Here is a 12,220-nt window from a genome sequence, read left to right as displayed (position 1 = left end):
TGGGGTTCTAGGGATTTTCCCCTCTAAAGTAACATAAATCGCCATACTCACCATATTTAAAGGCATACAAAGGTGGGTTACTTCTCCAAAGTATGGCAAATTATGAGGTTAACAACCCCTTAAACTTAATTTAATTCCTATGGCTATAAAAAACGAACTATCAATTCTTACCAAAGCTGAGCAGCTTGATCTATATTCTCCGCCGCTATTATCACTTGAACAACAACGATTGTATTTTACGCCAAACGAGATCGAGTTAACAGAGTTGAAAAGTATTCGCCTAAGGAACCACCGATGCTATTTCATTGCGTTATTAGGGTATTTTAAGTCTAAGCCTGTGATTCTTTCACCTAGCTTTAACCTCATCTTTGACGATATGCAGTTTATTTCAACGCAAGTTCAAGGAGGCAAAGGGATCAGGCCTTTCAGCATTAATAAGATGCAGCGTGACCGTATATATCAAAGAATACTGAGGTTATTAAACTATCAGAAATGGGACGAAAGTCTGCACTTTGCGCCGCTGTACGAACATCTTGTTATGGTCGGCAAAGCTTGGCTTGAGCCTCGTTATCTATTCGATGCAGCCGCTGAATATCTAGCAACGCATAGAATTGCCATCCCTAAATATACTGTCTTACAAAAGCTTATCAGTCGTGTTATCCAACAGGTCAAGAAGGCGTTAAATAATAAGCTTCGTATTCATGTTTCATCTGAACTACACGGATTTCTAAATACTATTATCGATGACAAAGATGGGCTCTCCTTAAGCCAGCTTCGAGCCGGTGCAAAAAGCGTTATGGTGACAGAGCTAAAAAAAGAACTGACGGTGTATCATCAGTTACAGCCTTATACAAGACAGATTGATAATGCTGTTAAGGGCTTAGCCTTATCGTCTAAAAACCAACAACACTTCGGTGAAATGGTGGATTATTATGGCAGTAAACTAAAACGCTTTAAGCGTCCACAGCAACACCTATGGTTGCTGTGTTTTCTGACTCAACGCATACGGCAAAGCCTAGAGCGATTGGCTGATGGGTTTATTCATCATATCCGTAAACAACAAGAAGCTGCGCATGCGTTTGCCCAACAGGCAGTGTTTGACTCATGGAGGTCAGCTGCAGACAATGTCACCAAAGCCGCAGAATTACTGCATCTGTTTGTTGATGACAGTATCGACGATAATCAACCATTTGCAACGGTTAGGCAACAAGCATTAAGTGTAATGAATAACCAAGATATAGAAACGCTATGCCTGTACTTAAAAAAGCAAAAACGCACGGTAGAAGAATATCAATGGCAATATTATGATGATCAAAACGGGTTAATTGAGCAGTTATTAAGGCCCGTGTTTCTATGTCTTGAATGCCAAGCAGGTAAAGGCTCAGAAGCATTAGTGACCCAGCTCAAAACCACAAAAACAGAACTATTAGCAGGTAATACATTGCAAACAATGGATAGTACACTTATCCAACAAAAACATCGTCCATGGTTAATTAACAAGGATGTTGTTCATCCACAGCGATACGAATGGTTGCTTTACCGTCAACTGGCTTCTCGGCTTAATGGTCGAATTTACTTATCAAACGTCACTAAATATCGTGCGCTAGAAGACGACTTAATTGCATCGTCAATACAGCCTGATCTATTGGCATCATCAACATTGGAAAAGCTAAAGCAGCCGATTCAGAAGCTACTGCAAGTAAAACAAATACGCTTAACAACATCCCTAGAAGATGTTGCTCGTCACATTGATAATGGTGATAACCGCAATGTGATCATGAAGAGCCGAAGTGGCACACGATGGCGACTGCCAGTTAAAGGCTCCCAATCACTTGTCAACAACCCTTTCTTTAAACAAATGATCCCCGTCAGTATTGCTGATGTGTTGCGTTATGTTGAACAAGAAACCAACTTTATGCAATGCTTCGCACACGTGCTGCCAATACAAAAACAAGTAGGCGCCAATCAGGATGATTTATTGGCTATTCTAATTGCGAATGCGACACATCGCGGCGTATATGGGATGGCACAAATATCTGATCGCAGTTATGAGCATCTAAGCACTATACAAGCTAATTATATTAGGCCTGAAACCTTGCAAGAGGCTAGTGATATCATCAATAACGCAGTAGCGGCACTCCCTATTTTCCGCCACTATCACATCCAAGAAGACGTCCTGCACGCCAGTACCGATGGGCAAAAATTTGAAACTCACCTTGAGACTTTTAAAACTCGCTACTCCTCGAAATACTTCGGCACCAACAAAGGTATTACGGCCATGACGTTAGTTGCCAATCATAGTGCGTTAAATGCCCGTATCATAGGATCTAATGAGCATGAGTCCCATTATATTTACGACTTACTACAATCTAATACTAGTGATCTTAAGCCAGATGTCCTCTCAACCGACACCCATGGTGTTAATCATGTTAATTATGCCTTATTGGATTTATGCGGTTATAGTTTTGCGCCTAGGTATGCTCAGTTCACCAGTGTGATCAATGACCTATTTAACGTAACTGAAAGCGACGACGGAAACACGCATCTGGCGCTGAAAAAGCCGATAAAAATGAATGTGATTGAAGAAGGCTGGCAGGATATTCAGCGTATTGTGTTATCCCTTCAAGAAAAACGCACAACACAGGCATTGCTAGTACGCAAATTATCTGGTTATCCATCTAGACACCCTATATTACAAGCATTAACGGAATATAATAGGCTCATCAAAGCCCAATATTTACTTGATTATATTGATGATGCAAGTCTGCGCCAATATGTTCAACGAGCACTGAACCGAGGCGAAGCCTGGCATTTCCTCAGGCGAGCTATTGCATCGGTCAATCGTGACCAGTTCCGTGGAAAAAACGAATCAGAAATAGTCGTCTGGAACGAGTGTGCCCGTTTGACGGCAAATGCTATTATCTACTTTAACTCGATGATCCTAAGTCATCTATTACTGCACTTTGAAGAAGTTGGTGACGAGGAAAAAGCAGCAATAACTCGACAAGTATCACCCGTTGCATGGCAGAACATTAATCTGAGCGGCACTTATCAGTTCGCTAGTAACCGCAAACTACCTGATTTACAGGAAATAACTAGGCCTATTGTTGAAAATGAAGTCTAAAATGAAAGGTAACCCAGCTCCACAAGCCATTAACTGCGAGGGTTGTGGCGATTTATGTTACTTTAGAGGGGAAAATCCCTAGAACCCCATAGAGGCATTGTATTCTAAGTTCTTTGGGGATAGTTCAAGTTCAGCAATAAGTACTTTTATTTCAGGGTAAAGAGAACGTATAATTTTATGTGTCTTCAGCTCCTGTGTTATTTGACTAGTTGAAAAATCTTTTGCCATCTTTTTTAATTTGGCTAAGTCTGTAAAAGTATTATTTGATTCCAGTAGTTTAAGCAATGTTGCTTTTGTAGAATGAGTTAAATTTTCATTGAGCACAACCTCGATACGGTTTCGTTCATTTGATAATACTGTTGAAATAGTATCTTGCAACGTTGTATAACCAGCTAACGCTATTCTATTTTGACCAAAGTAGGCAATACATTCATCAAAAACGTACCTAGGCTCAAGATTAATTTTTACTACATCATTAAGCCTTTTAAGTAACGGCTCTTTATCTAATTTACTTTGATATGCTGTAAAACCTGTATATTTCAGTAGTTTATTGATTAGCTTTGTTTTGGTTGTGGGCGATAAGTCTTCATGTGACATACTTTTATCACTGAAGTATTTAGTGTGAACATAATCAAGGTCATTACTAACCAGATCAAATGAGAAATTAAACACTATTGGACGAGAGCGAAAATAGCCAAGCAGCAATATAAAATAAACTCTGGTTTCTGTGCGCCTTAGCTCATTAACCAATTTTTGGGTTTCATTATCTAAAGAAAAGTAATCATCACGTTCTTGGCGACTAAAGTTAGGTAATGCGTAGAGTTCATTAATTTCAGATTCACTAAGAATCTGTATACGCTTGGTTTTTGATGAAGAAATAGTGGTAAACCTTTCTTGTTGTTTTTTATACGCATACCTTAATAAATGGGAACAAAGTTTACCAGTGCAGAACGAAATGATACCAAAATACCGTATTTAATTATCAAGCGGTAAGCTTTCTCTAAGAAAATTTACCACTTGATAATTGTGCTTTTTAAATTTACTGCCGATTTCGAGGAGATCGGCTAATTCAGGCCAAGGTTATTTTCGAGGGGATGGGCACAAAACCCCTATTTGCAGCAGCTTACTAAATCTTGGATTGAGCCTCGGTTTTTATTTGATGCTTGCACTGAATTCCTAGCGCGAAATTATATTGCTATCCCCAAATATACTGTACTTCAGCGAATTATCAGTCAGGAAATAAAACAGGAGCGTAATCGTATATCCAACGCATTAAAAATAGCGATACCTGCTGATTTGGCCACTACGTTGGCATCTTTAGTCGATGGAGAAAGCACACTAACGGTAACAGAACTGAAGCAGGCTGCGAAAAACTTTAATGCGTCTGAATTGGAAAAGGAGCTGAACGTTAATAAGCTGATCCAGCCTTGGATGACTCAGGTGGATCAAGTGGTATATGCTTTATCACTATCACAACAAAACCATCTGCATTATGCAGCGATGGTTGATTACTACTCTATCACTAAGCTTAAACGCTTCGACCGTGTCACGCAGCAGCTTTATTTACTCTGTTACCTTCAGCAGCGTGCACAAATTAATATTGAGCGCCTAGCTGATGGATTTATTTATCATGCTCGAAAATTACGTGAAAAAGCCAAATTGTATGCTAAGGAGATGGCCTATGCAGACTGGGAAGGTGCGGTAGCCAATATCAGCAAAGCTGGCGAATTATTATACTTTTTTATTGACGATACCATTGATGACCAAGTGTCATTTCGAGAAATAAAACAACAGGTACAAGGGTTACTTGGAGAGCGGGAAATAGAATCATTGTGTTTGTATCTGAAAAAGCAAAAGCGCACAAAAAATGATTACATATGGGAGTTTTATGATAAACAACGAGAGTTGGTCGAGCACCTAATACGCCCCCTCTTTTTATGCCTGACGTTTGAGGGAGCCGACAATACCAAGGTGTTAGCTGAACAGCTAAATAGCATGAAAAATGAGTTCTTAGAGGCTGGTAAGTTAGCGTCTACAGATCGGCGGCTAATTAAGGTCAACCAACACTTGTATGTGATTGATGAGGATAACAACATACTTCTGGAGCGTTACGAGATCATGCTGTATTTGTTAGCTCAGAATAAACTTGATGGCCAACTATTTATACCCACAGCCATCAAATTCCGAGCATTACACGATGATCTCGTTTGCGATTTCTCATGGGCACAGAAAAACAAACTCCTTAAAGATTCTATGCTAGACAGCATGAATACAGAGCCTTCCAAGTTTGTTAGGTCGATGGAGCAGAAGATGAGCGAAAAGTTGCAACGGGTTTGTCAGCGTATTGATGATGGTGACAATCGAAATGTAATACTGCGCAATCGCTCGGGCAAAACGCAGTGGAGATTGCCGTATTCAGGCACGAAATCGGCTTTAAACAATCCCTTTTTTGCGCGCATGAAACCAATTAATATTACCGATGTACTGCGCTTCGTTCATCAGGAAACAGGGTTTTTACAGTACTTCGAACACGTCCGTCAATTACAGTCTGGACAGACCGGCCATTTAAATGATTTGCTGGCAGCCATTATTGGCAATNCGGCTTGCATGGCATGGCCAGTATCTCCGATCGCTCATATGATCATCTTCGCACAGTACAAGCAAATTATCTGCGACCTGAAACGCTAAACCTCGGTAATGATGCAATTAACGATGCGACTGCGAAATTATCCATCTTCAAACATTACAATATTCAAGAAGGACTCATCCATGCCAGCGCCGATGGGCAGAAATTTGAATCACGGTTAGAGACGTTTAAAACCCGTTATTCATCCAAATATTTTGGTACCAACAAAGGGCTGACATCGATGAACCTGATAGCCAACCATGTAGCCTTGAATGCACAAATTATCGGTGCCAACGAACATGAATCACACTTTATTTTAGACCTGCTTCATAACAATACCTCTGAAATTAAGCCGGACATATTATCCACCGATACACATGGTGTTAATCATGTGAACTTTGCCTTGCTGGACTTGTTTGGGTACACATTTGCACCCCGTTATGCCCAGTTTGGAACAGTAATATCAGATCTTTTTGATGTGAGAGAGGGGGAAGAAAACAAGGCGACACTCTCGTTGAAAAAGCCTATCAATACCACGTTAATTGTCGATGAGTGGGATAGTATTCAACGGATCATAATATCGTTACAGCAAAAGACGATAACGCAGGCAATGCTTGTGAGAAAGCTTTCTGGCTACAGTCAAAACCACCCTTTACTGAAAGCGTTAACTGAGTACAACCGAATGCTCAAGGCCATGTATTTATTAGACTATATTGATGACGCCAGCCTAAGAACTTATGTCCAACGAGCTTTGAATCGCGGGGAAGCCTATCATCAATTACGTCGCGCTATTGCTCATGTAAATGGAAATCGTTTTCAAGGAAAGTCAGACGATGAAATCGTCTTATGGAACGAATGTGCAAGGCTTTTAACGAACGCCATTATCTATTTTAATTCGCTGATCTTGAGCCGATTACTAGAGCACTTTAAGGCAGAGGGTGACGATCAAAAATTGGAAATCATTAAGCAAGTTTCACCAGTGGCATGGCATAATATAAACTTGAACGGAACTTACAGCTTTAGCTTTGAACAAAACTTACTTGATTTAGATGAAATTATGCAATCAATAGTACAGAATGAAAATTAAGAGGCCTGTGAATGTCATGTTAGCTGTGGGTTGTAGCGATAAGTGTTACATTAGGCGGGGATGTCCCCAGAACCCCAAGATCCGGCGCAGGCTCTGCTGGTCAAGGCCGGTCATGGGGCGTTGTATCTTGGCCTGTTGCTGATGCCGATAACCGGGGTAATGGTCATGCTGGGTGGTGGCCACGGGATTACGGCTTTCGGTATCGAGCTTTTTGCTGAAGGCGAGGAAATTGCCTGGGCCCAAGCCCTGGGACAGCTCCATTCGCCAATCGCATGGATTTTGACCGTTTTGATTGTTGGTCATATTGGTATGGCACTGATTCATCACTTCGTGAAAAGAGACGATACGCTTAAACGTATGGTGTGATGAGGCAATCTCCAAAACCAAAAATTCTCGTTATTTCGCGACTTGATTGCAAATACCTCCGAGCGGGGATCGCAGAGCGCGAAACGGGTCTGTGGTTTGAGTCAACCAAAGGAGTCCCTCAAGGTGGGCCATTATCCCCTTTGCTTTCCAACATCTTACTCGATGAATTAGATAAGAAGCTAACCTACAAACACCTTAAGTTTGCACGTTACGCTGATGATATAATCATTTTAGTAAAAACGAAAAGCGAAGGACTCATAATCCAGCGGGAAATTACTGCGTTCATCACTCAGCGATTAAAACTCAAAGTGAATGAATCGAAAAGTCGAGTCGGTCCCGTATCAGGCTCGAAATTTCTCGGGTTTACCTTCCGTTACGCTCAAGTGCAGATCCACGAACAGGCGCTAAAGAAATTCAAAGCAAATGTAAGAGAACTCACTAACCGCAACTGGGGGATCTCAATGACCCTACAAATTCATAAACTCACACAGTATTTGCGCGGCTGGGGGAACTACTACCTAATAGCCAACGCTTATCAGCTAACGGTGGATTTAGATCACTGGATCCGACGTAGGATAAGAATGTGCTACTGGCGGCAATGGCGTAAACCTCGCACCAAAGTACGCAGTTTAATGAAATTGGGTGTTAGCGAGCGACTCGCCATAGCCTGTGGTATCACCAGTAAAGGCCCTTGTAGAAGCTCAAAAACAAAAGGAATTAACATTGCGCTAGGTAATGACTATTTAGCATCACAAGGTTTAGTGTCATTGAAAGATATTTGGATCAATATTCATTACGGGAGATGAACCGCCCATTGCGGACCCGCATGATGGGTGGTGTGGGGGCTGGAGGTTAGAGACCTCCGGCTACCCGATTAGTGCACATTAAAATTTTATTGTTTTGCGCTTTGAGGGCATAATGTCGCAGAACCAACTGTTTTTGTGAAAGTGCCTCTTGGGCTTTTGTAATAGCACGTTTTATTCAGGCCACTTGTGGTTTGGCCTGACAAAAAACCAGTATTACTAGAAGCACCACCAAAACCTTTGCCATCTTCTGCTGAAAGAGGGCATAAACTTACGTTACTAACAGTTTTACTAAACGAACCTGATGCTCCGTTGTAGTAACATATTTTATTTAAGCCACTGGTCTGCTTGCCCGTTAATTGCCCTGTACCCGCGAAACTAGAAACAGATATACCTGCAAGCATAATTAGGGTTAAAGTTGTTTTCATCATGATACTTCCTTTTATTAGTTGAGATTGATACTACTGGTTCGGTGCATGTGCACTAACGCCCCGCGCATGCGCGCGAACTTGTGAGCGTCGCAGGGGCCGTAGGCCCCGAATGACGCGGCTTGTTAAATTGCATTACTTCCCAACCTTTTTGTACAGATTGTCGAAATGCTCATTTGCTTCTTTGGAATTTAAAATTTGACGCTCTTCTGTTTTTTGAGTGTTGTATTCCAATAACTTTTGAATAAAGACATCAAAAAAGCCAAGCGGCAAAACTAGGGAAATTACGACAGAAATAACTATTAACTCCCCCAACCAGTCAGGAAAAAAGAAATACGATAGTACAACCAATAAAGCCAAGACGATTTTAAGAAATTTTACCCAACCACAGAGCTTCAAAGCTGATTGAATATCACTTTCAAGCTGCACATATTTCAAATCAGGCACTTGTCACTCCGTTGCAATTTAACAATTTAATAGTGCGCTCATCGCGCATATTTCTGCCGACTAAACGCTCATTTGTCTACTATATAGTTTTAACAAATAACCTAAGGTATTACTATCACTAAGTTTTCTAAAATATTGAGTTAAGTTAAATAGATCAATATGCGCGTGCAGCTCATTTACATGAATATATGCGCAAAAAGCAGTTTGACCAATCAATTAACTACTATATTTAGCCAATCTCAATGACCGCTTCTCGCTCAAAGCCGACCTATAGAGTAATTACTTTAACACGTCTTGGGGCAAAGGCGATTTATATACATAACCCGTCTATGGACAAAAACAACTTTGAGTATTTATTCGGTAACGCTTCACTAACCGGAATTTTGGGGCGAAGCGAGTAAAATTTCCAAGTGCAGTGACTTGTTAGCATGCTACCGAACACGTTTAGAGTTAGTTAAGTAATCGCTACCAGACAACGGCCCTTTATATATATCTTCTAATAAAAAGTGCAGTACTTCTTTGAGTTCTTTTTTGCCACTTGGCAATGCTATTTTGCCATTATTTACAACGACTGGAATGTCAGGAAAATTGGCCGCAGCAGTGGATATTTGGATAACAGTATAGTTATCTAACACCCCCGAACTCTTAATGGAGTGCGCCATCTTTCTTACTTGCGTATCAGCTTCTGAGATAAAAATTGCAAGATCAGTAATTTCCAATGAAGTATGTTGCGACATCTGAGTTAAGTCTTCGTCTGTTGCCTCTCGATAAAACTCTGACAGATCGAAAACCATTCGAGCATTGTGGAAACTTTTGAACTTTGTTTTATTGCCTTCAATAATTGCTACTAACTTATTATCAATCGTAAAGATATCATCAGTAGTTTTTATAAACGTATTGCCAGTTTGCATCTTTATTATAGGGAGCTGATTTAGCGAAAGAGCCTGTCTTGATGAAAACTTTTGAACAAACACTTTAGTTTGACCATTTGTAGTAATGCCTGTAAATATTGCCTTTATCGGCTCATTTGAGAAGTTGGAAATATTCACGTCCGTAAAAGATGATGCATTTGCATTGATTGCATTCGCCATTAACGTTGATTCACTAATATCATCAATAGTGAGGACTTCATTCGCGTCTGGCTTCCAGTCACCATTAAAATCCACTTCAGTATCTACTCCTTGCTCAAAGGAGACTCGCTGATCTTCAAATATTTGAATTAGCTCTGACTGAAGTGGATTATTTACCCTAATTCGTTTAACTTGACAGCTGCCGCTATCGTCCTTAATAAACGCAAAAAAATTCTGCTGTGCTGTCATTTTATTCCTCTACATCGATAACTATATATTCTGTTAGCTGAGCCACTGTTAAGGGTTGGCTAGCATGCCTAAGTTCTTTTTTTGTTATGAGTACGTAAGTTACACCCTCTGGTGTACCTACTTTATAAAAGTGCCATTTCATGATGCCTAGAAGAGGGTTGAAGTGATAGCTATACCCAGTACTGGTTATCACGGCAAATATTAATAATGTTGGAACCCAGACTGTCCAGTTTAATGCCGTGAAACTTGCGGTAAAAAGCGGTAGTAAATATAAAAGAAGAAAGCCCATATTTTCGCGATCAGCAGCTTCAACAGTCGCTACAGAAAAATTGAACCGCTCTAGGTTCTTTTTGGCATAGCGAAGCATCCAGATGCAAACCAGTACTAGGAATAATGAAGCAGCAATAGCCAAGCTAGCAAATGTTTTTTCGTCATTAAACCAAGCTACCCACGCATAAGTAAAGCCTACAGGAGCTATTGCTGTGCTAGTAAGTAAAATTTTGGCAAGTGTGCTTAACACATTATTTCCTTTGCTCTAAGTTATGATTGAACTCGATTTGCATGCTAACAATTTAATATCGAGCGATTAGGTAGTTTTTCTACCGTAATCTGTCTCGTTTGTCCTATGGCTATTGATAGCAAAGTTAGGAAGTAATTACCAGCATATTGCTCTAAATGTGGTCACGACGAACATGACCTATTGGCTCGTTTTCCTGACTGTGGAAGAAATTTAAGGATTATGGAAATATAAATAAGGATGAACGTCAGCTTCACTCAAAGCCTCCCATAGAGCTTTGTCGTTAACTCGCAATGGGGCAAAGGCGAGTTACATTTATAACTTGCCTCTGGACAAAAACGTTTTAGGTCGTCGGCTGTTTTCGACGAATTTTGCATAAAATTTCTATGGGTTAACGCCCGCTTAAGCGGACAAAAATTGTTGGTTATTTTGTGGAACGAAGCGGAACCTAACCAACTGTTTTTGTACGTTTAAAGCGTTATTTATGCCACTATCTATTAGTATTAAAGTAATCATATGTATACACCCAATCCAATGTTTGATGATAAAAATATTCATAATATACAAAGTTTAACTCCCATTTCCAGGCATTAAAGCTACTATACATTTCAAAAATAGCTTGTACATGAACTGATGCGTGTATTATTTTTTTATCTAAGACATCTTGATTAGCCACATGAACTAGAGTTCGTGTTTTTCCGGTAATATATCGTTTTCTAATTTTGAAATATTGAATAATTCTTATTGGTGTTATTTTGAACTTTTCAACCCATTTTTCTTTGTAGATATTTACAGAAACTCTTCCATTTTTATCACCTTTTATTTCTCGCAGAATTCTCATTGGTACAAGGTATGAAGATAAATATGAATCATTATATTTATGAAAAATGTGAATTATCAAATAATCAGATTTTTCATACTGAACATTACTTAGTGATACTTTATCTTCAACAGTACTTTTTACTTCTACTAAACTAGCATCAATTTTTAAATCAAAACCACGATTATTTGAATCAAGATCTGGTTTTTCTACAAATAATAACTCTGTTAAAGCTTCACCAGTAGCTCCTAACACTGTCTTTGCATCATGCCCTTGTTTAGAAACAGGTGGTGTAATGTCGTTTACGTATAGTACTTTAGAAATTTCTTTAAAAGCTGCTGGTTTTTTCTTTGTTGCAAGTAATGGAACATCTTTTTTAATGAAATTATATCTAAGATCTTTCTTATATGCAGATAAGATAACTTCATCGACAGCCTTCGCTACTCGATTCTTTCTGAATAACCTAGATGGTAATCGGGACATCAACTTACCTTTTCAGTTCGGTAGTGGCATAACAGCGTATTACCGAGAATTCCCGTTAACACTCAATGTGTCAATTTCCAGAATTATCAAAATACGATTTTTATTAATTTAATTATTAATAACTTACACATAGCCTAAAGGAATTACAATTGTTTAGATTCTCCTGTAACCGAGAATTTACTTTTTCGAGAATTGCTAAA

General features: G+C 39.6%; 10 protein-coding genes. 4 read left to right on the top strand and 6 right to left on the bottom strand.

Annotation, left to right across the window (positions count from 1 at the left end; translation table 11 throughout):
• Positions 1-139: 139 nt before the first annotated feature.
• Positions 140-3,124 (top strand): Tn3-like element ISKox2 family transposase, encoded by a 2,985-nt coding sequence (locus L654_RS0117190; RefSeq protein WP_008126957.1) that lies wholly within the window; start codon positions 140-142, stop codon positions 3,122-3,124.
• 78 nt (positions 3,125-3,202) lie between these two features.
• Here L654_RS0117190 and L654_RS0117185 read toward each other — a convergent pair whose 3' ends face one another.
• Entirely contained in the window at positions 3,203-3,973 is a 771-nt protein-coding gene (locus tag L654_RS0117185) for a DUF4158 domain-containing protein (protein WP_225305772.1), read from the bottom strand.
• Between the two features lie 1,763 nt (positions 3,974-5,736).
• On the opposite strand from L654_RS0117185, the gene L654_RS1000000127585 reads away from it, so the two are divergent.
• Genes L654_RS1000000127585 through L654_RS0117170 form a run of 3 tightly spaced genes read left to right on the top strand, consistent with a single transcriptional unit; the run spans position 5,737 to position 8,009 of the window.
• Positions 5,737-6,837, top strand: coding sequence for a Tn3 family transposase (locus tag L654_RS1000000127585; RefSeq protein ID WP_080671239.1), 1,101 nt, complete (start codon positions 5,737-5,739; stop codon positions 6,835-6,837).
• Positions 6,838-6,897: 60 nt separating this feature from the next.
• Positions 6,898-7,203, top strand: a complete 306-nt coding sequence (locus L654_RS0117175) for a cytochrome b/b6 domain-containing protein (RefSeq protein WP_024608590.1) — start codon at positions 6,898-6,900, stop codon at positions 7,201-7,203.
• Positions 7,203-8,009: a group II intron maturase-specific domain-containing protein gene (locus L654_RS0117170; protein WP_024608589.1), complete on the top strand. Its 807-nt coding sequence runs from the start codon at positions 7,203-7,205 to the stop codon at positions 8,007-8,009. Before L654_RS0117175 ends, L654_RS0117170 begins: the two co-directional genes overlap by 1 nt.
• A gap of 86 nt (positions 8,010-8,095) precedes the next feature.
• Here L654_RS0117170 and L654_RS0117165 read toward each other — a convergent pair whose 3' ends face one another.
• The 5 genes from L654_RS0117165 to L654_RS0117145 form a co-directional block, all read right to left on the bottom strand.
• Positions 8,096-8,437 (bottom strand): hypothetical protein, encoded by a 342-nt coding sequence (locus L654_RS0117165; protein ID WP_024606116.1) that lies wholly within the window; start codon positions 8,435-8,437, stop codon positions 8,096-8,098.
• A 132-nt stretch (positions 8,438-8,569) separates the two neighbouring features.
• Positions 8,570-8,881 (bottom strand): hypothetical protein, encoded by a 312-nt coding sequence (locus L654_RS0117160; protein ID WP_024606117.1) that lies wholly within the window; start codon positions 8,879-8,881, stop codon positions 8,570-8,572.
• Positions 8,882-9,312: 431 nt separating this feature from the next.
• Positions 9,313-10,200, bottom strand: a complete 888-nt coding sequence (locus L654_RS0117155; RefSeq protein WP_024606120.1) for a Kiwa anti-phage protein KwaB-like domain-containing protein — start codon at positions 10,198-10,200, stop codon at positions 9,313-9,315.
• A gap of 1 nt (position 10,201) precedes the next feature.
• Positions 10,202-10,720 (bottom strand): hypothetical protein, encoded by a 519-nt coding sequence (locus L654_RS0117150; protein WP_024606121.1) that lies wholly within the window; start codon positions 10,718-10,720, stop codon positions 10,202-10,204.
• A 487-nt stretch (positions 10,721-11,207) separates the two neighbouring features.
• A complete protein-coding gene (locus tag L654_RS0117145; protein ID WP_024606122.1) occupies positions 11,208-12,020 on the bottom strand; it encodes a hypothetical protein in 813 nt (270 codons plus the stop codon).
• Positions 12,021-12,220 lie beyond the last annotated feature (200 nt).

Origin of the sequence: Pseudoalteromonas sp. TAB23 (assembly GCF_000498075.1) — a bacterium.
Lineage (GTDB): Bacteria > Pseudomonadota > Gammaproteobacteria > Enterobacterales > Alteromonadaceae > Pseudoalteromonas > Pseudoalteromonas arctica.
Note: the sequence above shows the minus strand (reverse complement) of the source record. Positions and strands in the feature narration are given on the sequence as shown.